The organism is Nocardia yunnanensis, assembly GCF_003626895.1.
In the GTDB taxonomy this organism is placed as follows: domain Bacteria; phylum Actinomycetota; class Actinomycetes; order Mycobacteriales; family Mycobacteriaceae; genus Nocardia; species Nocardia yunnanensis.
Map to the genome: position 1 here is coordinate 741,059 of NZ_CP032568.1, position 26,774 is coordinate 767,832.

Consider the following 26,774-nt stretch of genomic DNA (forward strand, 5'->3'; position numbering starts at 1 on the left):
GTGTTCGCCACGAGCATCACGCGGTGCCGAATCCCGGCTCGAATTTGCGGCCGTAGTCGATGCGCTGCGCGTAGCCCGGCTGCACGTAACTCGAGTAGTCGCCCTCGTAGCCGGCGGCCGGCTCGGTGTACTGCGCCTCTTCGGCGTCCCCGAGACCTTCGACCCCGGTGACGGATTCGACGAAGGCGATGAAGTTGGTGATCATGACGTCGCCCTCGCGGCGGGCGCTGCGCTTGAGGATCATGCCGGGCGCCGGGATCGGCAGGTACAGCTCGGAGTGGTACCAGACCTCGGTGGCGCCGTCCTCGGTTTCGGCGAGGTCGAACCAGCCCTTGCCGCCGGCGCCGGCGCTGGATTCGGTGACCTTCCATTCCACCCGGCTATCGGTGCAGGTGTACTCGACGACCTGCCGATCGGGGCGTCCCATCAGGCTGGCCGATACGTAAGCGCGCCGCGGGCGGCCGAATTCGTCGCGGGTGGCGACCCGGACATCCTGGTGCGAGGGTGACCAGTCGGGCATCTGCTCGACCATGAGCAACGCGTCCATCACCTGTTCGGGATCGATGTCGATGACGAACCTGTGGTCAGTTTTCGTGCGCATATCTACCCTCCACTCGGCCACGATTGTGACCAGCGTCGCTCGGGGAGTCAACTGCGTCCCGGGCCGCTTCTTACCGACTGGTCGGTCTTGTAGTCCCGATTTTTCCTGTCTGACATGGGAATCCAGCGGGGTCGCGACCAGTTCCGAAACGGGCAGCGATATATCAGTGGCGGACGCCGTTTCTAGCCGGGCCGCACCTCCGAATCCGGCCCGGGGAACACCAGGCTGGTGCGCCCGTCGGGGAAGCGCACCACGTAGGGCGGTTCCCCGTCCACGCCGCGCACCTCGACTATTTCCGCGGTGTGCTCGGGGCGTCCGACGGTGCGCCCATGGACGATCAGACGGTCGCCGACACTTGCTCGCATGCCCGCTGATTATTCGCCCGGGGTGATGCTCGTCACAAGAGCGGAAAGACGGCTTGCCGCCTGTTCAACCGCCGGTTCGCCCAGCCCTGGGAGGTGGGACGAAATCCCGGGGACCTCGGCCGGTACTCTTGTGGGTCGGTAGCAGCAGTTTGTCGATCTTGGAGGATTTCCGCCGTGGCTCTTGTCGTCCAGAAGTACGGAGGATCCTCGGTCGCCACCGCCGAGCGCATCCGTCGGGTCGCGGAGCGGATCGTCGAGACCAAGAAGCAGGGCCACGATGTGGTCGTGGTGTGCTCGGCCATGGGCGACACCACCGATGAACTGCTCGATCTGGCCCAGCAGGTGGCGCCCGCCGCGCCCGCCCGCGAGATGGACATGCTGCTCACCTCCGGGGAGCGCATCTCCAATGCGTTGGTGGCCATGGCCATTCACTCCCTCGGCGCCGAGGCCCGTTCCTTCACCGGCTCGCAGGCCGGTGTCATCACGACCGGCACGCACGGCAACGCCAAGATCATCGACGTGGCCCCGGGTCGGGTGCAGCAGGCGCTCGGCGAGGGCACGATCGTGCTGGTCGCGGGTTTCCAGGGCGTGAGTCAGGACAGCAAGGACGTGACCACGCTGGGTCGCGGCGGTTCCGATACCACCGCGGTCGCGCTGGCCGCGGCGCTCAATGCCGATGTGTGCGAGATCTACACCGATGTGGACGGCGTCTTCTCCGCCGACCCGCGCATCGTGGCCGACGCCCAGAAGCTCGACTCCGTCTCCTACGAGGAGATGCTGGAGATGGCGGCCTGCGGCTCGAAAGTTCTCATGCTGCGTTGCGTCGAGTACGCGCGCCGCTACAACGTGCCCGTTCATGTGCGGTCCTCGTACACCGACAAGACGGGCACCATGATTACCGGATCGATGGAGGACATCCCCTTGGAGCAAGCAATCCTCACGGGCGTCGCGCACGACCGCAGCGAGGCCAAGGTGACCGTGGTCGGCATTCCGGACAAGCCGGGCTACGCCGCCAAGGTGTTCCGCGCGGTCGCCGATGCCGAGATCAATATCGACATGGTGTTGCAGAACATCTCCAAGATCGACACCGGTAAGACCGACATCACCTTCACCCTGCCCAAGCTCGAGGGCCCGCGCGCGGTCGAGCTGCTCACCAAGCAGCAGGGCGACATCGGCTTCTCCCAGGTCGTCTACGACGACCACATCGGCAAGGTGTCGCTGGTCGGCGCGGGCATGAAGTCGCACCCGGGCGTGACCGCCACCTTCTGTGAGTCGCTGGCGGACGCCGGCATCAATATCGACCTCATCTCGACTTCGGAGATCCGAATCTCGGTGCTGGTCAAGGACACCGACCTGGACGAGGCCGTGCAGGTGCTGCACTCGGCCTTCGAGCTGGGCGGCGACGAGCTGGCCGTGGTGCACGGCGGAACGGGGCGATAGGGCCATGGGTGTACGGGTAGGCGTCGTCGGCGCGACCGGTCAGGTCGGCGCCGTCATGCGAAAGCTGCTGGAGGAGCGCGACTTCCCGGCCGACGAGGTGCGTTTCTTCGCGTCCGCGCGCTCGGCGGGCAAGACGCTGCCGTTCCGCGGCAAGGACATCGTGGTCGAGGACACCGAGACCGCGGACCCGAGCGGACTGGACATCGCGCTGTTCTCGGCCGGCGCCACCATGTCCCGGGTGCAGGCCCCGCGTTTCGCCGCGGCCGGTGTCACCGTGATCGACAACTCCTCGGCCTGGCGCAAGGATCCCGAGGTGCCGCTGGTGGTCTCCGAGGTGAACCCGGAGGCGACCCGCAACCTGGTCAAGGGCATCATCGCCAACCCCAACTGCACCACCATGGCCGCCATGCCGGTGCTCAAGGTGCTGCACGACGAGGCCGGTTTGCAGCGGCTGATCGTGTCCAGCTACCAGGCGGTTTCGGGTTCCGGCCTGGCCGGCGTGGAGGAGCTGGCCACGCAGGTGCGCGCGGTCATCGGCGACGCCGAGAAGCTGGTGCACGACGGTTCGGCGGTGGATTTCCCGGCCCCGAACAAGTACGTGGCCCCCATCGCCTTCGACGTGATTCCGCTGGCGGGCTCGCTGGTCGACGACGGCAGCGGCGAGACCGACGAGGATCAGAAGCTGCGCAACGAATCCCGCAAGATCCTGGGTCTGCCGGATCTGCTGGTCAGCGGCACCTGCGTGCGCGTCCCGGTTTTCACCGGCCACTCGCTGTCGATCAATGCCGAGTTCGCGCAGCCGATTTCGGTGGAGCGGGCCGAGGAACTGCTGGCCAAGGCCCCGGGCGTCAAGCTGACCGACGTCCCCACCCCGCTGGCCGCCGCCGGCATCGACGAATCCCTGGTCGGCCGCATCCGCCAGGATCCGGGTGTGCCGGACGGCCGCGGCTTGGCGTTGTTCATCTCGGGTGACAATCTCCGAAAGGGCGCGGCGCTCAACACCATTCAGATCGCCGAAGTTCTTTTGAACAACTGATCAGTTTTACCCGTGACGGACCGTGCACAAAAAGTGCGCGGTCCGTTTTCAATCTGTCCAGAGTTCGGCGCACGGCAGGGGGCGTAGTCGGTCGTCCGGCAGCTCGTCGATGGTGACTTCAATGCGATGCGGTCGCAAATGCGCTGCGACGCGTTCGGCAATTGTGCGTTCGGTGCGGTAATCCAAGATCATTCCGCCGGGAAAGCGCAGCCGCACGCGCACTTCCTCGGTTTCGGGCAGAGCGGTCATCTTGCCTGGGCCCGATGTGCCGCTGGGTGACCTTTCTTTGACCGCGAGTTCCGGATACCCTCGCGTTCGAGGCGCGCGGTGATGGATTGCACCGTCGCCCCGTCGGCAGTGGAGGAATACTTGGTGGCCGCAAGGGCGCACGCCGCGAACCACATTGCCGCGCCGCCGATTCCGGCTCCGAGTAGGAAGAAGAACAGTTCGCCGGGCATGACCACCTCTTGTCGTCCGTTTGGTTCGACGGGTCCTCTTCAAACGTTAAACACAGAAAAATTGCGGTGCAATAAGAAAAATCCATGTTCCATACTGTGCGCCGTAAGCCTGCCCGGTCTGGAATCCTTGTCGGCAGATCCCGTCTGGACGGAAAGGGCGGAAGGAGAAGGGCATGGTAGACATCGGCGAAACAAGCGGGCGGTGACGGCCGGGAAAGCCGATCAGGCAGAAGGAGTTTGACCCGGTGGCCGAAAGTACCCTTGGGGCACGGGTAGCGGAGTTGCGCCGGCGGCGGGGACTATCGCAGAAAGAGTTGGGAGCGGCGATTCGGCGCTCGGAAAGCTGGGTGTCACAGGTCGAGCGAGATGTGCTTCCTGTTGAGCGACTGTCCGTTCTGCAAAGACTGGCGGATGTGCTCGGCGTGGCGGTACGTGACCTGAGACCCGAGGCCGCCGAACCGATGGCCGCCGACCGCGGTGACGGGCATCGGCCCGGGGCGGCGGTTTTCGAGCGGCTGCGGCTGCTGCTCACCGGACATCCCGCACTGGATCAGCTGTTCGGGGACGAGACCGATCGCAGCCTCGCGAGGGACGCGGCGGTCAAGCTCGAGGAGCTGCAGGAGCGCGTGGATCTGGTCTGGCAGCTGGCACACGAGTCGCGATTGGTCGACGTGGGCAGCAGTCTGCTGGAACTGATCCCGGATCTCGAGCACGCCGCCCGGTCGAGCGCGACCCAGCGGCCGGAAGTGCTGACCCAACTCTCGCGCGCCTATCAGGTGGCCGCGACCGCGTTCACCCGCCAGGAGGAGGTCGACGCGGCATGGATCGCGGCCGACCGCGCATTGTCCGCGGCCGAGGAATCCGGTGACGCGCTGAGCGTCGTGGCCGGAACCTACCGCATGGCACAGGCTTTCCTGCGCCTGCAACGACTGGAACAGGCCGAGCAGGCCGCCCGGGTGTCGGTGGCGGCCTTGGCCGCGCAGGCGGCATCCGAGCAGCCGCGGCCGGAAGTGCTGTCGCTCTACGGATCACTGCAGCTCATGCTGGCGGTGATCGCCGCGACCGACGGCAATCGGACGGCGGCGCGGGCCGGGCTGTCGGCGGCTCGCACCGCCGCGGACCGGTTGGGCGAGGGCCGCAACGATTTCGACACCGAATTCGGGCCGACCGGGGTCGCCGTGCACGCGGTGGCCGTGGCCGTCGAACTGGGTGATGCCGGTGAGGCGCTCGATATCGCGCGGACGGTGGACGTTTCGGTGCTCTCGCCGGAACGGCAGGCCCGCTTCCTGGTCGATCTCGCCCGCGCGCACGCCCAGCGGCGGCAGGCGAGCGAGGCCTTGGACGCGCTGCTCACCGCCGAGCGGCTGACACCCGAACTGGTGCACACCGATCATCGCGCCCGCGAGGTGGTGCGAGATCTGTTGCAGTTCGCCGGTCGCAGACCGGCCGACGAGCTACGGGAGCTGGCGGGCCGCGCCGCGGTCACCCCGTAGGGGTGCGGCCCGTCAGCGAATCCCCGGTGTGCGTGGATCGGGTCCGAGGCATGCCACGATCAGGCAGCCCGGCGGCGCGTCGGTGAATGGCGCGTGCAAGGGCAGGTTCAAGCAGGAGAGCAGGTTACAGCCCGGATAGGCGTCCGCGCCGACACCGAAGACGGCGAGCGTGATGTCCGGATCGAAATATCCGCGGACGTCGACCGACAGCGGGGCCTCCACATAGGGGCCCGGGTCCGGAATCGGATTGTCCCGCAAGGCCGCCAGCAGGCGGCGGAAGAACTCGTGCGGCGGCTCGTCGCCGTACTGCAGGATGCCGCTGGGGCCCTGCGCGGTGTGGACGCCGAAGACGCCGGTCCACACCACCATCAGATCCAGGCTCGGCACCACGTACACGTGCTGCAGGCCCAGCCCGGACATGGAATACATGTCGGCGGGCAGGAATCCGGGATTCTCCGCGCAGCCGGGACCGGTCCAGAGCAGGTAGCCGTAGCAGTGATTGGTGTCCGACGGCGTGGTGGCGCGGGTCAGGTAGGCGGCGGAAACGACGGTGCGGCCGTTCCATTCGCCGTGCTCGGCCACCAGCATGCCCAGCCGCGCCAGATCGGCGGGCGGGATCAGCAGGTGCGCGTACCCGTAGGTGTGGCCGGAACGGTCACGCGCCCAGTAGTAGTCGGTGCGCGCGATGCCGAGGGGGTCGAACAGTTCGCGCTGCGCGAACTGCTGCAGCGGCTCGCCGACCGCCAATTCGATGACGTACGACAGCAGATCGACATTGCGCTGGCTGTACTGGAAGGCGCTGCCCGGCGGATCCTCGAACGGCACGCCCAGCGCCTGCACCGCGCTGAACGGGTCGATGGGCACGATGCCGGTGATGCCCTCGGTCACCGCGCCGACCCGCAGCCCGGAGGTCTCCTGCAGCAGGTTCTCCACCGTGATCGCCCGATGATCGGGTTGGCCGATGCCCGGCGGCAGATACCGGTCCAGGGGCGCCTCGATATCGAGTTTCCCTTGGTCCCAGGCGATTCCGGCCAGCAGGGAGACGACGCTCTTGGTGACGCTCCAGACATTCCACGGAATATCGTCGGTCTCGGCGTTGGTGGGTCCTTCGCCGATGAGGCAATTGTGGTGAAAGACCTTGACGTTCAATCGGTTCCGGGAGGCGGCGAACTGCAGCGCGTCCGCCAGCCCGGCGGAGTCCACGCCGGTGTCCTCGGGAGCGGCCCGCTGGAATTCTCGTCCGACGGGTTCCCCGCAGCGCGCCGGTGGCGGTGCCGCGCCTGCGACACCGCCACCGAGAATCACACTGCCCGCCCCGATTGCCGCCACGATCGCAACGGCCAACGCCCTGCGCACCATGGCTTTCAGGCTAATGCGGGTACCCGGATCAACCGGGGAAGTCGAGGCCGACGCCCAACAAGCGCCTCTCGGCGAGTGGTCGCTCTTGACGTCCTCCCCGGCTGGCCGAGGATTCCTGCCAGCGCCCTGTCGGGCGCTCCGGGTGGGTTCCTGTTTCGTCGGGACGTGCCTACCGCTTACGGGGCAGGGCTACGTGTCCCTCCACAGGCGTTTAGCCTCTCCGCCCGTCCGGCGGCGAGAATGTTGTTCGCAGCGTTCAGATCACGATCGAGTACCGCTCCACACGCTGGGCACGTCCATAAGCGCATTGACAGCGGTTTGGGTCCGTCACGGTGCCCGCACGGCGCACAGATCTGCGAGGATGGATAGAAGCGGTCAACCTTCGCAAAGTGTCGGCTGGATCGGGCGGCTTTCTCCTCGAGCAGGCGGGTGAACGTGGCCCAGCCCGCATCGTGGATCGATTTCGCCATCCTGGTCCGGGCCAAGCCTTTTACGCACAAGTCCTCGACATAGATCGCTTGGGTTTCACGAACTATCGCCGTGGCATGCTTATGCGCCCAATCCCGGCGTGTGTCAGCCACTTTCGCATATGCCTTCGCCACCTTGATCCGTGCCTTAGCGCGGTTGTTCGAACCTTTCTGCTTGTGCGAAAGCTTCCGCTGCATCTTGGCGAGCTTGCGCTCGGCTCGACGCAGAAACTTCGGGGACTCGATCCGTTTGCCGTTCGAGAGGACCGCAAAGGTGGTCAGGCCGAGGTCGATACCCACCTCGGCATCGACCTCGGGCAACGGTTGGTTGTCCACCTCGACGACGAACGACGCGTAATACCGTCCGGCCGCGTCCTTGATCACCGTCACCGACGATGGTTCCGACGGCAATTCCCGCGACCACGCGACCTTCACGTCCCCGATCTTGGGTAGCCGCAGCTTCTTTCCGGCGGTGACCGCGAAGCGGGCGTTGCGGGTAAACCGGATCGACTGACGATGGTCCTTGCGAGACCGGAACCGTGGCGGCGCCATCCGGGGGCCCTTGCGGTTACCCGTCACCGACCGAAAGAAGTTGCGGTAAGCCGAGTTCAGGTCCGCCAGGGCCTGCTGCAGCACCACCGCTGACACCTCACTCAGCCACGCCCGCTCCGGTGTCGCCTTCGCGGCGGTCAACTGCTTCGACAACTCGCTGTCTGGGACAAAAGGGAGCTCGGCTGCGAATGCGGTCTTCCGTGCTGCCAGTGCGTCGTTGAACACCACCCGCGCGCACCCGAAAGCCCGCGCCAGCGACTCTCGCTGACCGGCCGTGGGATACAGGCGATACTGGTAACGCAACTGCACCCGATCATCCTAATGACACCCACCGACAGAAAACCCCGATCCGCTTTCGGGCATGCTCGGGCGCGGCGCCGTCCCGTGTGGCTCTTCACCGCCGCTCTTACCTACCCCAGCACCACCCCTTGGTTCGAATCCGCCCGCAACGTAGTCGAATTCGCCAACACCGACGGCACCTACGACGACCTGGCCGCCTACATGCGCACCCGCAAGAACCGATGACCGATTCCACCCCCACGCCACCAGCCCGGAACTGGCAGAACAACCAGTGGCGGCAATCAGGCTCGAACTCGGTCTACGGGAAGTAAACGGGTCGGGGGATGAGCGAGAAGATCGAGAAGGCGCTGATCCTGACCGAGCTCGGTCGGTTGGAGGCGGCCCGGGACATGCTGGCGGAGGTGCTCGCCGGGGAGCCGGAGGATGCGCTGGCGCTGGCGCGCATGGCCGATCTGTGCCGTCAGCTGGGGGAGTACGAACGGGCGCTGGAGTTTTCGGCGTCGGCCCTGCGGGTGACACCGGATTCCACCTATGTCTGGCGGGTGCGGGCGTTGTCGGAGTTCCGGCTGGGCATGGACACGAGTGGGGAGGTGGCCGCCGGGCACCGGGCGCGGGCGGTGGAGGCGGCTCGGCACGCCGTCGAGCTGGATCCGAGCAGTGTGGACAACCTGCGAGTCCAGGCGACCACGCAGTGGGATACGGATCCGAGTGCGGCGCTGCAACTTTTGGATCGAGCCCTGGAACTCGACCCGGACAATGCCCAGGTGCACGTGTTGCGCGGCTTGATCTTTCGCTGGCAGCTGTCGGTTTCCGACAAGCTCGCCCGGGCCGAGGCAGCCTTCCGGGAAGCGCTGCGGCTGGAGCCGGAGCATTCTCAGGCGCTCTACGAACTCGCGCTGATCACCCGGGTACGCGGCGATCTCTCCACGGGCACACAGCAATTACGGCGGGTGGCCGAACTCGATCCCGAGTATGGCGGCAGGGTTCGCGAGCAGCTGGACCGCGTCGCCGCGGTGCTGAAGAAGCGCACGACGCGCTGGGCAGCCCGGGTCGTCGCATCGCAGGACAGGCGGCGAACAGTTGGTTACCGCTTCCGCCGCTTTGCCGCGATCTTCGTGGCGCTCATGCTGATCCGCGTCGTGATCGCGGCCGTCTCCCACGATTCCTCCACCCCGCCCGAGCACAACTACTACTCGCCGCCGCCGACCTTCCCCTCCTACCTGCAACACTTCACCCTCCCCCCGATGCCCACCTGGCCTCCGAGCGTGACCCCAGGTCAGGGGCTGCCACAGCTGCCCAGCGCGCCGCGGTGACTGTATACACCTTTGTTTACTCGATACCCAGGCCTCTTTTCTTGACTAGTTCCAGAAAACTGGGCAGGCTTCGGGCCATGACCAAGGCGACCACCACCAATTCCGGCGCCCCTGTGCCCAGCGACAACGAGTCGCTCACCGCGGGCACCCAGGGCCCGATCCTGCTGCACGATCACTACCTGATCGAGAAGCTTGCGCAGTTCAACCGTGAGCGGGTGCCGGAGCGTGTGGTGCACGCCAAGGGTGCGGGCGCGTTCGGTGAGCTCGTGGTCACCGGCGACGTGAGCCGCTACACCAAGGCCGCGGTGTTCCAGCCGGGCACCCGGACCGAGTCGCTGGTGCGGTTCTCGACCGTCGCCGGTGAGCAGGGCAGCCCGGACACCTGGCGCGATCCGCGCGGGTTCGCGGTGAAGTTCTACACCACCGAGGGCAACCTCGACATCGTCGGCAACAACACCCCGGTGTTCTTCATCAAGGACCCGATCAAGTTCCCCGACTTCATCCACTCGCAGAAGCGCCTGCCGGGCAGCGGCCTGCGCGACGCCAACATGCAGTGGGACTTCTGGACCCTGCGCCCGGAGACCGCCCACCAGGTGACCTGGCTGATGGGCGACCGCGGCATCCCGGCCACCCTGCGCCACATGGACGGCTTCGGCTCGCACACCTACCAGTGGATCAACGCAGCGGGCGAACGCTTCTGGGTGAAGTACCACTTCAAGACCGATCAGGGCATCCAGTGCCTGACCCAGGCCGAGGCCGACGAGATCGCCGGAAAGGACGCCGACTACCACCGTCGCGACCTGTACGAGGCCATCGAGCGCGGCGACCACCCGTCCTGGACCCTGAAGGTCCAGATCATGCCGGTCGCCGAGGCCGAGAACTACCGCTTCAACCCGTTCGACCTGACCAAGGTCTGGTCGCAGCAGGACTACCCGCTCATCGAGGTCGGCCGCTGGACCCTGAACCGCAACCCCGCGAACTACTTCGTGGACATCGAGCAGGCCGCCTTCGAGCCGTCGAACACCGTTCCCGGCGTTGCCTTCTCGCCCGACAAGATGCTGCTGGGCCGCGTGTTCGCCTACGCCGACGCGCACCGCTACCGCATCGGCGCCAACTACGCGCAGCTGCCGCCGAACCGCCCCAAGGCCGCGCAGGTGAACTCCTACTCGCAGGACGGCGCGATGCGGTTCGCGCACAACGCCTCCAGCGTCCCGGTGTACGCACCCAACTCCTTCGGCGGCCCGCACGCCGATGCCGAGCGCGCCATCGACGACGGCGCGTGGGCCTTCGACCCGACCATGGTCCGGGCCGGCTACGTGACCCACCGCGAGGACAACGATTTCGCGCAGGCCGGCACCCTGGTCCGCGAGGTCATGGACGACGCGCAGCGGGATCGCCTGGTGGCCAACGTCTCCGGCCACATCCTCGGCGGCGTGACCGAGCCGATCCTCAGCCGCGTGTTCGACTACTGGAAGAGCATCGACGCCGACCTCGGCAAGCGCATCGAGGTCACCGTCCGCGAGCAGCTCAACGGCTGACCGCACCCGCGCTCGAAGCCCGCGCCGCATTCCGCGGCGCGGGCTTCCGCCATTGCGTAGGACGCCACGCACGCGGCACGGCGCTATAGCGCTTCGGCCGAATTGTTCAGTGCCGGGCCAGAATCGAATCCGTTAGTCGTTCGGCGACACCGTCGTCGATGGGCGCGTGGCCGAGGAAGAAGCGATACCAGAACACGCCGTAGAACTCGTCGACCATGAGGTTCAGATCGGCATCGGGCCGGATTTCGCCACGTTCCTGACCGCGGGCCAGCACGGCGTGGACGGCGGCGCGGCGCTGTGCGGTGAAGGTTTGCAGCAGTTCGGCCAGATGCGCGTCGTTCGCGGCCTCGCGCACCAGCGTGCGCAGCGCGGGCGCGGTCGTAGGTTCCTGTGCGCCACGGAATGTCGCGGTGATGATGGTGTTCAGATCCGCGCGCACCGAGCCGGTGTCGGGGGTGGGCACCTGTAGCGCGGATCGCTCGGTGAGCGCGTCGAGCAGGACCGCGCCCTTGGACGGCCACCAGCGGTAGACGGTCTGTTTACCGACGCCGGCCGCGCGGGCGATGGCGTCGATGGTCACCGCCGCGCCCCCGGATTCGCCGAGCAGGGTCAGGGCCGCGTCCAGGATGGCTTGGCGCGAGGCCTCGTTGCGCCGCCGCCCGGTGTGGGGTCGCTCGTGACGCACATCACTCCTTTGTCGAGACTAAAAGTCTCGGTTTTGGCGTTGTCGAGACTGTCAGTTCCGTAAGAATAGACGGACAGCGACAGAGAGGTTCAGACAATGACCACAACACCGCGCGTCGTCGTCATGGGTGGCAGCTCCGGCATCGGCGAGGCCACCGCCACCGCGTTCGCGGCCGACGGCGCCGAGGTCGTCATCACCGGGCGCGATCGCGACAAGCTGGACGCGGCGATCACCCGGATCGGGGGCAAGACCACCGGTTACGCGCTGGATGCCACCAGCCAGGCCGATCTCGATGCTTTCTTCGTGCAGGCCGGCACCATCGACCACCTGGTCGTCTCGGTCAGCGGCTCGGCCGGCAGCGGGCCGTTCGCCGAACTCGACCTGGAGCAGCTGGCCGCCGGCTTCGACGGCAAGTTCTGGCCGCAGGTGCGCATCCTGAAAGCCGCACTCGGACACCTGAATCCGGAGGGTTCCGTCACCCTGGTCACCGCGGGCTCGTCGCGCTCGGCCTTCCCCGGCACCGCCGGACTGGCCGCCATCAACGGCGCACTCGACGCCATGGTCCCGCCGCTGGCGGTGGAACTCGCCCCGCTGCGCATCAATGCCGTCTCCCCGGGCGTCATCGACACCCCGTGGTGGGACCGGGTTCCCGAGGAACAGCGCCGGGCCCTGTTCGACGGTCTGGTGGCCACCACCCCGGTGGGTCGTGTCGGCCGTCCCGAGGACATCGCCCGCGCCATCCACATGCTGGCCACCAATGGTTTCATCACCGGTGTCGTCCTCGACGCCAATGGCGGCACCAGCCTGGCGACAGGTCGCTGACCAGCCCGTAAGTTGGTGGGCATGCTCGACCAGGAGTCCCCGGACCACCGCGAATTGCCCACCCCCACTCCGGCTTACGGTGATCCGGCCGCCCCGGCGAGCACCCCGCCCGGCGAATCGACCGTCGCGCGCCGGGCCACCTGGTTCGAATTGTTCGGCGACCTGGTGTTCGTCGCTGCGGTCGGGCAGATCACCCACCGCGTGGGCGCGCATCCCGGCGCCGGATCGGTGGCCGCGGCCGCGGGGCTGTTCGTGCCGCTGTGGTGGGCGTGGGTGCTCTACGCGGTGCATGCAAATCGCGCCGATCGGGACACGGTGGCGCATCGGCTGCTGACCGGCGTCGGATTGACCGGCGTCGTCGGCATGGCGGTGTTCGCGGGCGGGGTCGGGCAGAGTCGGGGCGTCGACGCCGGGTTCGTGCTGTCGTATCTGGGCGCGCGGACCGGCGTCGCGGCGCTGTACGCCTGGGACTCCCGGCGTGATCCGGGCCTGATTCCCGTATTCCGTTCCTTCACAGTCGGTTCCGTCGCCAGCGCCATCTTCTGGCTCGGCGGCCTGGCCTGCGACGGCGGCTGGCGCTACGGCGCCTGGGCCGTCGCCATGCTGATGGAACTGGCGCTACCGCTGGTGGCGGGCCGGCGGCTGCGCCGGGTGACCCAGGAGACCGAGCATCTGCGAGAACGCTTCGGCCTCTTCACCATCATCGTGCTCGGCGAATCCGTTCTCGGTTTCACCAATGGTCTGGCCGCCGCGCACACCGCCGGCTGGGCGGCGCTGACCGCGGCCGCGGCGTTCGCGTTGACGGTGGGCCTGTGGTGGTCGTATTTCAACGGCAGCGGCGTGCGACCGGGTTCGCACACCGAGCTGGCGCGCCCCGGAAAGTTGCTGCACGCCTTCACCTTCGGACACCTACCGATGCTGCTGGGACTCGCGTTGACCGGTGCGTCGATGGGCATAGCCGTCACCGAAGGCGGTGCACATCTCAACGCCACCGCCGGCGCCTGCATCGTCGGCGGCGTCATCGTCTATCTGGTCTCGGTAGCGCTGGTCCGCGCCGCCTTCACCGGAATTCGTGAGGCGGTGGTGGTAATTCGCCTGCTCACGGCCGTGCTGGCCGCCGCATTGCTGCCCGTGGCCACCCGCATTCCGGTGGCCGGGCTGCTGACGGCGCTGGCGGTGCTGGTGATCGGCTCGGTCGTCGTCGAGACCCCGGCCCAGCGCCGGCGCGCGGCGGCGGCCTGAAGTCGCCGGTGCCGCAGGCTATTTACGCGCGTCTCGGCTGCGCCGCACTTCCAGTCCGTCCAGAATGAGCTCGAGCTCCTCGCGGAAGAAGTCCTCCCGCGACTGCGTGGTGTCCAGACTCCGGTACATCTCATAGCGTTTGGCGATCTGCGGGTAGTCCTGGGTCACCCGCTGGGCGGTCTCCATGAACCGCGCGAAGTACTCCTGCTCGCTCAATCCACTGCGGGCGATGGTGGTGAGCATGGCGGTCTCGCCGCTGGTGGCGCCGAAGGTGTAGGACCAGAAGGCATTTGCGGCCCGGTCGGCCGAGAGGTCGTCGAAGCCCGCCGCTTCCAGGATGTCGAGCATGCCGTCGGACAGCCGCATGAGATTGGGCCCGAGGTAGGCCAGTCCGGCCCCGGTCATGGCGGTGCTGATCCACGGATGCGACAGCACCGCGAGCCGCACGTCGCTACCCAGTCGAAGCAGATCGTCGCGCCAGTGCGCGGGCTCGACGGTGTCGGGCAGCCGGACGCCCTCGAACGCCTCGTCGATCACCAGCTCGAGGATCTCGTCCTTGTTGGTCACATGGGTGTACAGGGAGGTGGCGCCGGCATTGAGCCGGGTGCCGAGCTTGCGCATGCTGAGCGCGTCGTAACCCTCGGTATCGAGCAAGGCGAGCGCCTCGCTGACGATCTGCTCGCGGCTGAGCGCGGGCTGATCGCGCCGCTCTCGCTGCGGCCGGGTCCATACCGACGTGAACTCCTGCGTGTGGGCCGCCATGGCTCTTCCTCCTTCGTCTTCGGACCAGCATAACTCCAGCTAGAACGCCGTTCGTTCGGCCGTACGCCGTTCCCACTTGCGAACAGTGTACGGCGACCGTACAGTGTTCGTTAACGCCGCACGGTGTGCGGACGAGCTTCTCGAAGGGGATACGAAATGACCGCCGGAAAACTGACCGAGGCGCTGACAGCGTCTGCGGCCCAGCGCAATCCGAAGCGCTGGCTGATTCTCGTCGTGCTCTGCCTGGCCACGCTGGTCCTGGTGATCGACAATATGGTGCTCACCGTCGCGCTGCCGGAGATCGCGATCGATCTGCACGCCGGCCCGCAGGCGCTGCAGTGGGTGATCGACTGCTACATCTTGGTTTTCGCGGGCCTGCTGCTCACCACCGGCAGCCTCTCGGACCGCTTCGGCCGCCGGCTGGTGATGGTGCTGGGCCTGGTCCTCTTCGGCGCGGCCTCACTGCTCGCGGCGTACGCGACCAGCGCGGGCATGCTGATCGCCGGCCGCGTGATCATGGGCATCGGCGGCGCGCTCATCATGCCGAGCACGCTGTCCATCCTGATCACCGTGTTCGACGAGGACGAGCGTCCCAAGGCGATCGCCGCCTGGACCGGCGTGTCCGTGCTCGGCATGGTCGGCGGCCCGGTGCTGGGCGGCGTGCTGCTCGAGCACTTCTGGTGGGGTGCGGTGTTCCTGCTCAACGTGCCGATCGCGGCGCTGGCGATCGCGGCGGCCTTCGGCCTGATGCCGGAGTCCAAGGGTCCGGCCCGCCCGACCGATCTGCCGGGCATGGCGCTGTCCATCGTGGGCACGGTGTCGCTGGTGTGGAGCATCATCGAGTTCCCGTCCAAGGGCCTTGCGGGCACGTGGGTTTCGATCGCCGCGGCCGTGATCTTCCTGGTGGCCTTCGCCATTCGTGAACTGAAGACCGAGCACCCGATGGTGCCGTTGCAGCTGTTCCGCAATCGCGTCTTCACCGGATCCAGCTTCTCGCTGGTGCTGGTCACCTTCGCCAATGCCGGTCTGTCGCTGCTGCTCACCCAGTACCTGCAGTTCGTGCTCGGTTACTCGCCCATCAAGACCGCGCTGGCCTTCACGCCGCTGGCCATCTCCGCGCTGCTGTTCAACGGCCTGGGCGCCGGACTGGTGCAGAAGCTGGGCGTGCGCCCGGTGACCCTGATCGGCATGCTGGTGCTGGCCGGCGGTTCCGGCGCCCTGGCCGCGCTCACCGCGGACTCCGGCTTCTGGGCCGCGGCGCTGGCCATGGCGGTGCTGGGTGCGGGCGCCGGGCTGGCCATGCCGGCCGCGATCGGCGCGCTGATGGGTGCGATCCCGGCGGAGCAGGCCGGTGTCGGCTCGGCGCTGAACGACACCATTCAGCAGACCGGCGGCGCGCTGGGCGTGGCGGTGCTGGGCGCCGTGCTGGCCGGAACCTACACCGGCGGAATGCCTTCCGACGCTCCGGCCGCGGCCCGCGACAGCATCGCCGGCGCCGTCGTCACCGGCGACAACGCCGTGGTGACGGCAGCTCGCGACGCCTTCAGCCACGCCATGTCGACCACCTTCCTCGCCAGCGGCGCGGCGGTCCTGGTCGCCACGGTGATCGCCTTCTTCCTGATGAAGGGCGCGAAAGCGGTGGCGGCCCCCGAAGCGATCGAGGCCGAAGCCGAACTGGCCGAGGCGCTCTGATCACGACTCGCGAAAACGAACGTGCCCCCGGCAATCCGCCGGGGGCACGTTCGCGTCCGCATACCGGAACACCGGTGCGACCGTCAGTTCAGCAGTTGCTCGATCCGGGCGGTGCAGAACCCGGTGATGTTCACCTCCGGCGGCAGTTGCACCCGGTGGGTCATGCGCAGTAGCGGTACCGACAGCAGCGCCGCCGAGAAGACCTCCTGGTAGTCGAGGTCGCCGACGGTGGTCCCGGTGCGCTTCTCGTAATAGGCGATGGTCTCCGCTCGCGACGGTGTGCCCGGCAGCGGGGCATGCCCCTCGTACTCGCTGCACGCCCAGTCCAGGAACAACAGCCAGGCCAGATCCGATTCGGGGCAGCCCAGATGCGCGATCTCCCAATCCAGGACGCCGCTGACTCGGAAGTCCTTGTCGTACAGAATGTTCGACATCCGCGCGTCGCCCCAGCACAGGGTGATGCGTTCGGGTTCGCGGAGGTTGTCGCGCAGATACGCGATGGCCCGCCGGTAGGTCTCCGGCGGCTCACCCTCGCAGGCCCAGCGCAACGCGGCGTCCAGATAGTTCACGCCTTGCTCGAGAACGCCCGCGCCGTACCGTGGAAACGCCAGGAAACCCAATCCCAATGCCTGCCAGTCCAACCGGTTGACCTCGGCGATGGTGTCGACGCATCCCCACCACATGCGCGCCCGCTGCTCCGGCGTGGCCTCGTAATAGTTCCCGGCCGTGTGATAGGACGGATAATCGCTCGGCGCCTGCCCGGCCAGCCGGTTCATCACGAAATACGGACTGCCGAGCGGATTGTCGCCGCGTTCGAGCCAGGTGACGGCCGGCACCGGAATTCCGGTGCCCGCCAGCCGCTGCATGACCAGCACCTGCCGCAGCAGGTCGTAGTCGGGAAACAGGGACATGTCGGGCGGGCGCCGCAACACCATGGGAACGACGCCGGCCGCGTCCTCGATCTCGAAAAGGTAGGTCTCGGTGGCGAATCCGCGCTCGGTGCGGCGCAGATCGCGCACCCGCGCCGCCCCGGAGCCCGGAAAGTGCGTGCGCACAGCCGATTCCAGGGCCGCGCCGAGCTGCTCGGCGGGAATTCGAATGCTGCTCACGGTCAGTACCCCGCGTACCCGTAGCGCGCATTGCGCCCCATGAACACCATTTCGACCAGCCCGTACCCCACCTTGCCCTCGGTCTCCACGCGGCAGAAGGTCTCGCTGAGCATGCTGGCCTGCCGCAGGTCGGCGGTGTCGGTGAGGTCGACGGTCAGGCCCTCGCTCCAGTTCTCGCCGCGCCAGAGCCCGGAGGCGTAGCCCCGGTAGAAGTCGTATCCCGCGATGCCGGGCCAGAAGTCGGATACCGGGGTGATGGTGAACTCCCGCTCGCGCCCGTCGGCGCTGTGCACGGTGAAACTGCCGCCGCTCACGATGCGGAAGTCGGTGCGGAAGCGCAATGCGTGGTCGGTGGTGACGATCGGCACCGGTTGCCGGCCCGCGCCCAGGGGCGGCAGCACCGTGCCCTCGAAGTGCCAGCGCTGCCCGTCGGCGGTCTCGCGCTGCGCGAAATGCACCAGCTCGTCGTCGAATTGGAAGATGCCCATGTAGTAGAGGACGCCGTCGGGGATCTCGCCCGGCTGCAGGCCCTCGCCCTCGCCGAGGCTGCCGCCGCCACCGCCGTGCCGGGTGCCCCAGGAGTGGTCGCGCCCGAACCACCAGGTCTCCGGATCGATCTCGTACCGCGTGCCCTCGACCTCGATCCAGCCGGCGACGCGCCCGTTCTGGTAGTAGCGCCGGGCGTCCTCGCGCACCCGGCCGCGGGTGCGGAAGAACGCGGGTTCCTGTTCGTAGGCCGGGAATTGGCCGTCGAAGTCGAGCTGCAGGCGCACGCCGTGCTCGTTGTCGCCGAGGGTGGCGCGCACCTTGCGCAGCGGTTCGATGATCTCGTAGGTGAACGGCCCGACGGTCCAGTCCGCGATGCCGTCGTAGCGGTCGCCGATCTCGCGCGAGAGCCGCACCACGTGGGCGGTCTTGTTGCCGACCGTGACCATGGCGTACGCGTCGAGCACGTTCCGGTTGGGGTAGCGCGCCATGCCGGTCATCACGCTGATCTCGCCGGTGGTGTCGAAGCCGTACATGACGACGCGCTCGGTCCAGCGCAGATCGCTCTGCTGCACATGGTCGAAGGTGGTGGGGAGCTGATGGGCGAGTAGCTCGTCCTGGGGCGTCAGCATGGGGTCCTCCTGAATTAGAATACGAGGCGCAGCGTATTTCAAATACGGCCACGATGTAACCTGTTTCAGAAATTGCCGTCGCTTCGATCGAGAGGGGAGCCGCCGTGACCCAGGCGACCGCCCGCACCGGCCCCGGCCGCCCGCGCGACCCGCACCTGGACGCCCAGGTGCTGAAGGCCGCCCAGGAACTGCTGGTTCGCGACGGTTATCAGGCCACCACCATCGCCGCCGTGGCCCGCCGGGCCGGCGTCGTCACCACCTCGATCTATCGGCGCTGGCCGGGTAAGCGGGCGCTGGTGGAGGAGGCCGTCTTCGCCCTCGACAGCGCGAACCATCCGGCCCCCACCGGCGATCTACGCGCCGATCTGCTGGCCTGGACGCACCTGTTTCTCGCCGCGGCCGCACATCCGGCGGCCCGTTCGGCGATTCCGGGTCTGCTCTCGGAGTATCACGACGATCAGGAGAGCTACCGTCGCCTGCTCGACGGCGGCGAGCGGCCGACGATCGCGGCCCTGCGCGAGCTGCTCACGGCCGCCGCCGATTCCGGTCAGGCGGACCGCGCCTGCGATGTCGAGGCGATCTTCGAATTCCTGCGTGGCGCGACCCTGATGCGCGCGCTCACGCACGGCACCGAGGATGCCGACCACTTCAGCCGCCGCATCGCGGACGCGCTGTACGCGGTCGCGCAAACTCCCACGTCAGGCTAGGCCCCACCAGTAGATCAGGCAGGCCAGCACGAAGACGACCACGGTTTCCATCGGCAATCCCAATCTCCTTGGCGCTCTTGCCCTCAATGATGCCGTCTGCTCGCGCATTGTGGCCACCATCCGGATAACAAGATCATTGCCACTCGTGCGCACAGAGCCCGCGGTAGTCATCACCCCTCGTGGATGAGTACCGCGGGCTCCGCGCCGGCCTACCACCCCCTTCGCGGTAGGCCATGCCCCTTCGAGCACCGATCCGTCGGTGGCCGCGGCGACCCGACACCCCTCGTGGACGGGTCGTCCCAGCGTTCCCCACCCCCGGATGGTGGCTCGTTGGTCCGCCGGACTGCTCCGGCGTTGACACAACGATGCCGAGCCACGCTTGGCGCGGCCTTAACAAGATCTTGTATCCGGAATACTGCTGGTAGGAGGCCGAAAAAGGCCGCGGCAGACGCCATTTCGGCGCCTGCCCGCGGACCGCGCGGTCTGTGGAGGGTCAATGACGAACTTCGCGACCGACTTTCAGGGTGTAGAGCAGGGCCGCCGCCGCGGTGAGCGCGAGCAGGAGGTAGCCGAGCGTGTAGTCGTGCCGGGAGCTGTAGACCAGCCCCATCACCAGCGGCGGGAAGTAGCCGCCCAATCCGCCTGCGGCGCCGACCAATCCGGTCACCGTGCCGACCCGCGCGGGCTCCACCAGCCGTGCGATGAGCGCGAACACGCCGCCGGTGCCCAGCCCGAGGAAGAACGCCATGAGCACCAGCGCGGTGCCGGCGGGAAGCTCCGGGCCCGGCTTCAACGCCAGCACCACCGCCATGATCGCGGTGCCGGCGAAGGAGATGAGCAGCACCCGCGCGGGCCCGATCCTGTCCGACAGCGTGCCGCCCAGCGGCCGCGCCAGCACGCCCGCGATGGAGAACCCGGCGGTCCGCAGCCCGGCGTCGGACTGGGTGAACTCGTAGACGTTCTTCAACACGGTCGGCAGGTAGGTCGAGAAGGCCACGAACCCGCCGAAGGCCACCGCGTACAGGAACGATCCCTGCCAGGTGGCCTTGAGCCGCAGCGCGTCCTTGATGCGCGGCAGCGCCGGTTCGGTGGCCGGCTGCCAGTCGGGCGAGTTGCGGCTGAACAACCACATGACCGCGCCCAGGACGGCCAGCGCGACGGCCATCAGCACATGGGTCTGGGCCCGCCCGAGATGATCGACCAGACGCGGGGTGAACAGCGCCGAGAGCGCCGTGCCGCCCATGCCGAGGCCGAACATGCCGGTGGCGAAGCCGCGCCGCGCCGGCTCGAACCAGGAGTTCACGAAGGGGATGCCGACCGCGAACGAGGTGCCCGGAATGCCCAGGAAGAAACCCCAGATCAGCAGTGCGGCAAAGGAATTCGACCATCCCACCAGCAGGGTCGGAATGATCGACACGAAGCAGACGATGGTGAACATCAGCCGCCCGCCGAATTTGTCGGTCAGCACGCCCGCCGGGATGCGGCCCAGCGAGCCGACCAGGACCGGGGTGGCGACGAGCAGGGATTGCTGGCCGGGGGACAGGCCCAGCTGCTTGGTATAGCTGCTCGATAGCGGACCGATCAGATTCCAGGCCCAGAAGGTCAGCCCGAAGGCGAGTGTAGCGAGTGTCAGGTTTCTCGCGTTCATCCCATTTGTCTAACAGATGCGCAGGTAGAACGCGCTAAATTCGGCCATTTCGGCGCGCCTCACGATGCCGTGCCGACCGGTCCGCACCATGTCTGCTGTCAGATTGCGGAACTCTCCTGGAGGACCTTGTGAAGTTGTGGCGATCCCGGCAGGGCCGCGCAGCGTTGCTGCCGGCGTTGATGGGTGTGCTCGCGATGGCCGGAACCATCGCCTGGCCCGCCGGCCCGGCCGCGGCGGACCCGCCGGCCGACCCGGCCCCCGTCCTGTCCGACCTACCTCTGATTCTCGATGTCAGCACACCCCACGACGGTCCCTGCACCGGCCCGCTGCACGGCACCACCGCCGTCTACTTCCCGCCGGGCGTCCCCGAACACGCCGAGCTGGAATGGCGAATCCTGGGCGGCGGCCAGCCGATTCGCAGCGGCATCACCGTGGTGCAGAACGAGGTGATGACCGTCGGCTTCGACATCCGCCGCGACGAACTGCCGCCCGACGGCCTGCTGCGCGTGGACGCCCGCGCCCGCGTCCCCGGCGGTGACGTCAGCGGTTACGGCAAGTCGTGGAGCTTCCGGGTCGACCGGGAATGCCGTCCGCTGCACGTGGTCTCGGTCGGCGACTCGGTGCTGTGGGGTCAGAGCCTGGACCAGAACCACACCTTCGCCGATCTGGTGGCCACGGCGCTGGGCGCCCGGGTCGGCCGCGAGGCGCAACTGCACGACTACACCGTCTCGGGTGCGACCCTGGATTCCCCCTCGCTGCACCCCGCCTGCCCGACCGGCGACAATGCCACCCCCGACGTGTTCTGCCAGCTGGAACAGGCTGCCGCCGATGCGACCGCGCGCGGCTACCCGGTCGATCTGGTGCTGATGGACGGCTGCCTCAACGATCTGGATCCCTTCTTCGGCATCCCGGTCGGTGTCACCCCGGGCACGCAGGATCTGGCCGCCGCGGTGCGCCGCGAATGCGGCGGCGTGGGCGCGGAATCGGAGAATCCGGCCGCGTCCGTGCCCTACTTCAGCGGGGCCCGGCTCGGGTACGGCGGGCGCGGTATGCGCGAGGCCATGCAGGCGGCCCATCGCCTGCCCGGCGCGCCGAAAGTGCTGGCGGGCGACTACTTTCACGGTTACGACGCCGGCCGGGTGCCGCAGGGGCTGACCCAGCGCTGGTCGGAGTTCGTGCGGCTGTCGGGGGAGGTGTTCCGGCAGGCCGCGACCGAGGTGAACGCCGCCGCGGGCGAGGTGGTCGCGGCCGCCGCGGACGGCCTGTTCACCCAGGACGCCGTGCAGGCCGGGGACCGCCGGCCGGGCATGAATCCGCTGGGCGACGAGGCGATCTCGCTGCGCCAGCTGGCCTGCCCGAAACCGGGGGAGCTGCCGCAGTGCCTGACCGTCCCGACGGCCGGGCCGCCCGACACCGACGGGGCGCGCCGATATGCCGAGGCGTTCCTGCTGAATCCGAGATTGAGCGAATGGTTCGGCAGCGGCGGACCGGTCGGCGCGGGATTCAGCGCCTCCCGCACCGCGGTCCACGCCGGCACCCCGGTCGCCTTCGACGCGAATGCCGCGGGCGCCGCCATCCGCCAGTACGACTGGTATTTCGGGGACGGCTCGCACGAGACCACCACCGACGCCGTCACCTCGCACGCCTACTACGGTGCGGGCCCGCAACTGCCGCGGCTGGTGGTCACCGATATGACCGGTCACCGCAGCCTGTTCGAGCTCGACCACCCCATCACCGTGGACTAGTCAGCAACGCAGTGTGGACTGGTCAGCAACGCAGTGTGGACTGGTCAGCAACGCAGTGCGGCCACCAGGTCGGCGATCGACGCATCGGCGACCTGGTAGCCGGGAAAATAGCAGCAGACGCGAGAAGCGCTGTCGCCGAATCGGTTCCGAATCTGCGCGGCGCATTCGGCGGGACTGCCGCTGGCGGTCAGCGCGTCCACCATGCGGTCGTCGACGAGCCCGGCCATCTCCTGCCAGCGCCCCTGTTTGGACAGCAGATTGAGCTCCGGCTGCAACTCACCCCAGCCCTCGACCTCGAGCACGGGACGGTAGGACGGCGTGGAACCGTAGAACGCCAGCAGATTCCGGACGGCCCGGCGGGCGCGGTCGATGTCCTCGTCCGTATCGCCCATGGCCACAATGACTTCCGCGATGATCTCGAACGGCCGGTCCGACCCGTCGAGTCCGCGCGCCACCGCCGCGAGAGTCCGCTCGCGGTAGTGCCGTTCGGTGTTGAACGGCATCACCAGCAGCCCGTCGGCCACCTGTGCCGCCATCTCCGTCATGCGCGGACCCAGCGCCCCCACCAGAACCGGCGGCACCCCATGGGGGTTCGGTCCCGGATCGAACTGCGGGGTCATCAAGGTGTGCTGCCAGAAGCGCCCGCGATAGTCCAGCCGCTCCCGCTGCTGCCAGGCCCGCAGGATCGCCCGCACCGCCAGCACGCTGTCGCGCATCCGCTCCACCGGCTCCGACCAGGTGCTGCCGTAGCGCCTTTCGATATGGGTGCGGATCTGGCTGCCCAGTCCCAGCCGAAAACGCCCGCCCGACAACGCGTGCAGGTCCCACGCGGTGTGCGCGAGATGCATCGGGCTGCGCGGAAACGCCATCGCCACATTGGTCATGATGTCGACCCCGGCGGTGGCGGCCAGTGTCAGCGGGGCGAACACGTCGTGCGCGCCCTCGAAGGTGAACACCCCGTCCACCCCGAGCGCGCGCAGTTCGGTTGCCCGCGTGGCGGATTCGGCCAGCGGTGCGTTCAGCCAGATGTCGACGGACAGGGACACGGCGCTCCTTCGGATGAACGACAGCCCCGGGCCGAGAGGTAACGGGCCCGGGGCTGTCCAGGTCAGCGGTGGTCGTGGGTCCGCTGACCCGTGCGGTGGAGCTGCCAGGGAAGTAGCAGCACTCCACCGCGGTATCGGATTTCCGGGGCGGAGCCCCGGAGAGTGACGAGAGTTGTTCCCTACCCGATGAACTCGGCTGCCTTCTCGCCGATCATGTAGCTCGGCGCATTGGTGTTGCCGCCGGTGATGCTCGGCATGATCGAGGCGTCCGCCACGCGCAGCCCCTCCACGCCGAGCACCTTGAGCGTCGGGTCGACCACGGCCCGCTCGTCCACGCCCATGCGGCAGGTGCCGACCGGGTGGTAGATGGAGTGCACGCGGTTGGGCAGTTCGGCGCGCAGCGCGGCATCGTCCATGAGAGCGGGTCCGGGGGCGAGCTCCTCGGTCCAGTCGCCGGCAATGCTCTTGTGCGCCATGATCTCCCGGATCATCCGGATGCCCTCGACCAGGAATTCGGTGTCGCGCGGGTCGCTGAGGTATCCCGGGTCGATCAGCGGCGAGGCGAACGGATCCGCCGAGGCCAGCTTCATCTCGCCGCGGCTCTTGGGGTAGATGAGGCTCGGGAAGATGGTGAAACCGGGCCGGCGATCCACCAGGTGCAGCTTGTCCTCGTCCTGGTTGGGGATCGGGTAGCTCCACGGCAGCGTGTGGATCTGCATGTCCGGGTAGTCGCCGTCGGCGAACTTGGTCTTCACGAAACCGCACGCCTCGAACACGGTGCGCCCCATCCAGGAGCTGCCCGGCCGGCGCAGCTCCTGCAGGATGCCGCTGGCGAAGTGGGTCGGAATGCCGCGGTGGATGGCCTTTTTGGAGATGTAGGTCATCGGCACGAACAGATGGTCGTGCAGGTTCTGGCCGACGGGCAGATCGGCCACCACGTCGATGCCGAGCTCGCGCAGGTGCGCGGCCGGGCCGATGCCCGACAGCATGAGGATCTGCGGCGAGCCGATGACGCCGCCGGAGACGATGACCTCCTTGGCCGCCCGCACGATGCGGCGGCCCCCGCTCTTCTCGACGATCTCGACGCCGGTGGCGCGGCCGTTCTCGATCACCACACGGGTGACGTGCGCGTGCGTGATCACGGTCAGGTTCTCGTTGGGCATATCGGTGATGAAGCCGCGAGAGGAGCTGTAGCGCAGGCCGTTTCGCACGCTCTGCTGGAAGATCGAGATGCCCTCCTGCGAGGCGCCGTTGTAGTCCTCGATGATCGGCGCGCCGAGGGTGTCGGCGGCGGCGACCATGAACTCCTGGGCGATCGGGGTGAGATCCTGCTGGCGGGTGACCTCGATGGGCCCGCCGGTGGCGCGGTAGTCGTCGGCGCCGTCCTGCCAGTTCTCCAGGCGCTTGTAGGCGGGCAGGACCTCGTCGTAGCTCCAGCCGGTATTGCCCTCGGCGGCCCAGGAATCGAAGTTGGACTTGTTGCCGCGCACGTAGAGCATGCCGTTGACGGAGCTGGAACCGCCCAGGACCTTGCCGCGGGTCATCGGGATCTGGCGGTCGTTGGCGTGCTTCTGGGGGATGGAGAACTGCTTCCACGTCACGCGCTTCTTCAGCTGCGGAACGGTGTGCACCATGCTGATCGCGCCGGGCATGGTGCACATGCGGGTGTTGTCCTTGCGCCCGGCCTCCAGCAGGATGACGCGCGCGCCGCGCTCGGCGAGACGCCCCGCCACGACAGCGCCGGCGCTGCCCGCGCCTACGACGACGTAATCGGCCTCGTTCGCTGAGCCCGGGGTAGCGGTCATATCAGTTACCTCATCTTCGAGTGCGCCTGGCATCACATTAGAACAAGTTCTAGTCTGCCGATTCAGTGGACAGTCTGTCCAGCCTCGAGATCAAGTGGCTGGAAACGCCGCCCGGGCCTGGTCCGCATGGTTGAATCGACGTGAAACACGTTCCAATTTCGTGATCATAGCGGCACCTTGCCCGAGGAGGAACAGTGTCTGTTCCGTCATTACCGGCCGGATTCGATTTCACCGATCCCGCGCTCTGGGCCGACCATAGCCCGGCCGAGGAGTTCGCGCTGCTGCGGCGGACCGCGCCCGTCTGGTGGAATGCGCAGACCCCCGAGCAGGCCGCGCCCATGGACGACGACGGGTACTGGGTGATCACCCGGCACGAGGACGTCAAGGAGATATCCCGGCGACCGGAACTGTGGTCGTCGAATCGCAAGGGCTCCATCATCCGCATGCCCAGCGACGCCGAACCCGAACAGCTCGAACTGGGGCGCGAGGCGCTGCTGGTGAACATGGATCCGCCCAAGCACACCAAGATTCGGCGCATCGTCTCCAAGGGCTTCACCCCGCGCGCCATCGAGGGATTGCGGGCGGCGCTCACCGATCGCGCGGAAAGGATTGTCCACGAGGCGAAGGCGAGCGGCGGCGGCGATTTCGTCGCGCAGGTGGCGTGCGAGCTGCCGTTGCAGGCCATCGCGGAACTGCTGGGCGTCCCGCAGGACGACCGGCACCGGTTGTTCACCTGGTCGAATCAGCTGCTCAACTACGACGATCCGGAATTCGCCGGTCAGAACATGACCGCCAATGCCGAGCTGCTCGGATACGCCTACACCATGGCCGAACAGCGCAAATCCTGTCCGGCCGAGGATATCGTCAGTCAGCTGGTGACCGCGGACGTGGACGGTGAGGCGCTGGGGTCCGACGAGTTCGGCTTCTTCGTCATCCTGCTGTCGGTGGCCGGCAACGAGACCACGCGCAATGCCATCAGTCACGGTATGAAGGCGTTCGTCGACAATCCGGACCAGTGGAAGCTCTACCGGGATCAGCGCCCGCGCACCGCGCCCGACGAAGTCGTGCGCTGGGCGACCCCGGTGACGGCCTTCCAGCGGACCGCCACGCGCGACACGGAAATCGGCGGGCAGGCCATTCGTGAGGGTCAGCGGGTCGGATTGTTCTACAGCTCCGCCAATTTCGACGAGGCGGTCTTCGACGATCCGTTCTCGTTCGACGTGCTGCGCGATCCCAATCCGCATGTCGGGTTCGGCGGGACCGGCAACCATTTCTGTGTCGGGGCGAATCTGGCGCGGCTCGAGATCGACCTCATCTTCAATGCCATCGCCGACGCCATGCCCGATATCCACGAGGTGGCGCCGCCGCAGCGGTTGCGCTCGGGCTGGATCAACGGCATCAAGCACTGGCAGGTCGGCTACTCCTGAACCGGTGGCCTCGCCGAACCCGTTCTACTATTCGTGCTTGTGAC

The 26,774-nt window shown here is 67.7% G+C and carries 24 protein-coding genes; 12 read left to right on the forward strand and 12 right to left on the reverse strand.

The features are described 5' to 3' along the window. Positions 1-16: 16 nt before the first annotated feature. Positions 17-601 carry an SRPBCC family protein gene (locus tag D7D52_RS03470; protein WP_120735021.1) on the reverse strand — a complete coding sequence of 195 codons (585 nt, stop codon included), beginning with the start codon at positions 599-601 and terminating at the stop codon, positions 17-19. 182 nt (positions 602-783) lie between these two features. Beyond that, positions 784-966, reverse strand: a complete 183-nt coding sequence (locus D7D52_RS03475) for a DUF1918 domain-containing protein (RefSeq protein ID WP_120735022.1) — start codon at positions 964-966, stop codon at positions 784-786. A gap of 174 nt (positions 967-1,140) precedes the next feature. On the opposite strand from D7D52_RS03475, the gene D7D52_RS03480 reads away from it, so the two are divergent. Together D7D52_RS03480 and D7D52_RS03485 are read left to right on the forward strand one after the other, a co-directional pair. After that, positions 1,141-2,406 (forward strand): aspartate kinase, encoded by a 1,266-nt coding sequence (locus D7D52_RS03480; RefSeq protein ID WP_120735023.1) that lies wholly within the window; start codon positions 1,141-1,143, stop codon positions 2,404-2,406. Between the two features lie 4 nt (positions 2,407-2,410). Next, positions 2,411-3,442, forward strand: coding sequence for an aspartate-semialdehyde dehydrogenase (locus tag D7D52_RS03485; RefSeq protein WP_120735024.1), 1,032 nt, complete (start codon positions 2,411-2,413; stop codon positions 3,440-3,442). A gap of 48 nt (positions 3,443-3,490) precedes the next feature. On the opposite strand, the gene D7D52_RS03490 is transcribed toward D7D52_RS03485, so the two are convergent. Continuing rightward, positions 3,491-3,691, reverse strand: coding sequence for a hypothetical protein (locus D7D52_RS03490; protein ID WP_120735025.1), 201 nt, complete (start codon positions 3,689-3,691; stop codon positions 3,491-3,493). 454 nt (positions 3,692-4,145) lie between these two features. On the opposite strand from D7D52_RS03490, the gene D7D52_RS03495 reads away from it, so the two are divergent. After that, positions 4,146-5,393 (forward strand): helix-turn-helix domain-containing protein, encoded by a 1,248-nt coding sequence (locus D7D52_RS03495; protein WP_120735026.1) that lies wholly within the window; start codon positions 4,146-4,148, stop codon positions 5,391-5,393. 12 nt (positions 5,394-5,405) lie between these two features. On the opposite strand, the gene D7D52_RS03500 is transcribed toward D7D52_RS03495, so the two are convergent. Continuing rightward, on the reverse strand, positions 5,406-6,752 hold the full coding sequence (locus D7D52_RS03500; RefSeq protein WP_120735027.1) for a serine hydrolase domain-containing protein: 1,347 nt from the start codon (positions 6,750-6,752) through the stop codon (positions 5,406-5,408). Positions 6,753-6,928: 176 nt separating this feature from the next. Beyond that, a complete protein-coding gene (locus D7D52_RS03505; protein ID WP_120735028.1) occupies positions 6,929-8,080 on the reverse strand; it encodes an RNA-guided endonuclease InsQ/TnpB family protein in 1,152 nt (383 codons plus the stop codon). A gap of 75 nt (positions 8,081-8,155) precedes the next feature. Between D7D52_RS03505 and D7D52_RS03510 the strand changes: the two genes are divergently transcribed. From D7D52_RS03510 to D7D52_RS03520, 3 genes are all read left to right on the forward strand, one after another. Beyond that, the gene (locus D7D52_RS03510) at positions 8,156-8,296 is read left to right on the forward strand and encodes a hypothetical protein (protein ID WP_222932965.1); all 141 of its coding nucleotides are present in this window, start codon (positions 8,156-8,158) and stop codon (positions 8,294-8,296) included. A 98-nt stretch (positions 8,297-8,394) separates the two neighbouring features. Next, entirely contained in the window at positions 8,395-9,384 is a 990-nt protein-coding gene (locus D7D52_RS03515) for a tetratricopeptide repeat protein (RefSeq protein ID WP_120735029.1), read from the forward strand. 77 nt (positions 9,385-9,461) lie between these two features. Beyond that, a complete protein-coding gene (locus D7D52_RS03520) occupies positions 9,462-10,922 on the forward strand; it encodes a catalase (protein ID WP_120735030.1) in 1,461 nt (486 codons plus the stop codon). A 106-nt stretch (positions 10,923-11,028) separates the two neighbouring features. Here D7D52_RS03520 and D7D52_RS03525 read toward each other — a convergent pair whose 3' ends face one another. Next, complete coding sequence (locus D7D52_RS03525; protein WP_120735031.1) at positions 11,029-11,607, reverse strand: TetR/AcrR family transcriptional regulator; 579 nt, start codon at positions 11,605-11,607, stop codon at positions 11,029-11,031. 96 nt (positions 11,608-11,703) lie between these two features. On the opposite strand from D7D52_RS03525, the gene D7D52_RS03530 reads away from it, so the two are divergent. Beyond that, entirely contained in the window at positions 11,704-12,429 is a 726-nt protein-coding gene (locus D7D52_RS03530; protein ID WP_222932779.1) for an SDR family oxidoreductase, read from the forward strand. Positions 12,430-12,450: 21 nt separating this feature from the next. Continuing rightward, positions 12,451-13,671, forward strand: coding sequence for a low temperature requirement protein A (locus D7D52_RS03535; protein WP_120735033.1), 1,221 nt, complete (start codon positions 12,451-12,453; stop codon positions 13,669-13,671). Positions 13,672-13,689: 18 nt separating this feature from the next. Here the strand turns inward: D7D52_RS03535 and D7D52_RS03540 are convergent, their stop codons facing one another. Then, complete coding sequence (locus D7D52_RS03540; protein WP_120735034.1) at positions 13,690-14,433, reverse strand: TetR/AcrR family transcriptional regulator C-terminal domain-containing protein; 744 nt, start codon at positions 14,431-14,433, stop codon at positions 13,690-13,692. A gap of 156 nt (positions 14,434-14,589) precedes the next feature. On the opposite strand from D7D52_RS03540, the gene D7D52_RS03545 reads away from it, so the two are divergent. After that, on the forward strand, positions 14,590-16,125 hold the full coding sequence (locus tag D7D52_RS03545; RefSeq protein WP_120735035.1) for an MFS transporter: 1,536 nt from the start codon (positions 14,590-14,592) through the stop codon (positions 16,123-16,125). 83 nt (positions 16,126-16,208) lie between these two features. Here the strand turns inward: D7D52_RS03545 and D7D52_RS03550 are convergent, their stop codons facing one another. Together D7D52_RS03550 and D7D52_RS03555 are read right to left on the reverse strand one after the other, a co-directional pair. Further along, positions 16,209-17,234 carry a phosphotransferase family protein gene (locus tag D7D52_RS03550; RefSeq protein ID WP_246023621.1) on the reverse strand — a complete coding sequence of 342 codons (1,026 nt, stop codon included), beginning with the start codon at positions 17,232-17,234 and terminating at the stop codon, positions 16,209-16,211. Positions 17,235-17,236: 2 nt separating this feature from the next. Then, positions 17,237-18,352 (reverse strand): Rv3169 family protein, encoded by a 1,116-nt coding sequence (locus D7D52_RS03555; protein WP_120735036.1) that lies wholly within the window; start codon positions 18,350-18,352, stop codon positions 17,237-17,239. 104 nt (positions 18,353-18,456) lie between these two features. Here D7D52_RS03555 and D7D52_RS03560 point away from each other — a divergent pair, with 104 nt between their 5' ends. Beyond that, positions 18,457-19,059 carry a TetR/AcrR family transcriptional regulator gene (locus tag D7D52_RS03560; protein ID WP_120735037.1) on the forward strand — a complete coding sequence of 201 codons (603 nt, stop codon included), beginning with the start codon at positions 18,457-18,459 and terminating at the stop codon, positions 19,057-19,059. 493 nt (positions 19,060-19,552) lie between these two features. Here D7D52_RS03560 and D7D52_RS03565 read toward each other — a convergent pair whose 3' ends face one another. Then, positions 19,553-20,707: an MFS transporter gene (locus D7D52_RS03565; RefSeq protein ID WP_120735038.1), complete on the reverse strand. Its 1,155-nt coding sequence runs from the start codon at positions 20,705-20,707 to the stop codon at positions 19,553-19,555. A gap of 128 nt (positions 20,708-20,835) precedes the next feature. Between D7D52_RS03565 and D7D52_RS03570 the strand changes: the two genes are divergently transcribed. Next, positions 20,836-22,452: a PKD domain-containing protein gene (locus D7D52_RS03570; RefSeq protein ID WP_120735039.1), complete on the forward strand. Its 1,617-nt coding sequence runs from the start codon at positions 20,836-20,838 to the stop codon at positions 22,450-22,452. 44 nt (positions 22,453-22,496) lie between these two features. On the opposite strand, the gene D7D52_RS03575 is transcribed toward D7D52_RS03570, so the two are convergent. Next, positions 22,497-23,492 (reverse strand): TIGR03617 family F420-dependent LLM class oxidoreductase, encoded by a 996-nt coding sequence (locus D7D52_RS03575; protein WP_120743768.1) that lies wholly within the window; start codon positions 23,490-23,492, stop codon positions 22,497-22,499. 185 nt (positions 23,493-23,677) lie between these two features. Next, positions 23,678-25,303, reverse strand: coding sequence for a GMC family oxidoreductase (locus tag D7D52_RS03580; protein WP_120735040.1), 1,626 nt, complete (start codon positions 25,301-25,303; stop codon positions 23,678-23,680). Between the two features lie 194 nt (positions 25,304-25,497). Between D7D52_RS03580 and D7D52_RS03585 the strand changes: the two genes are divergently transcribed. After that, entirely contained in the window at positions 25,498-26,730 is a 1,233-nt protein-coding gene (locus tag D7D52_RS03585) for a cytochrome P450 (RefSeq protein WP_120735041.1), read from the forward strand. Positions 26,731-26,774 lie beyond the last annotated feature (44 nt).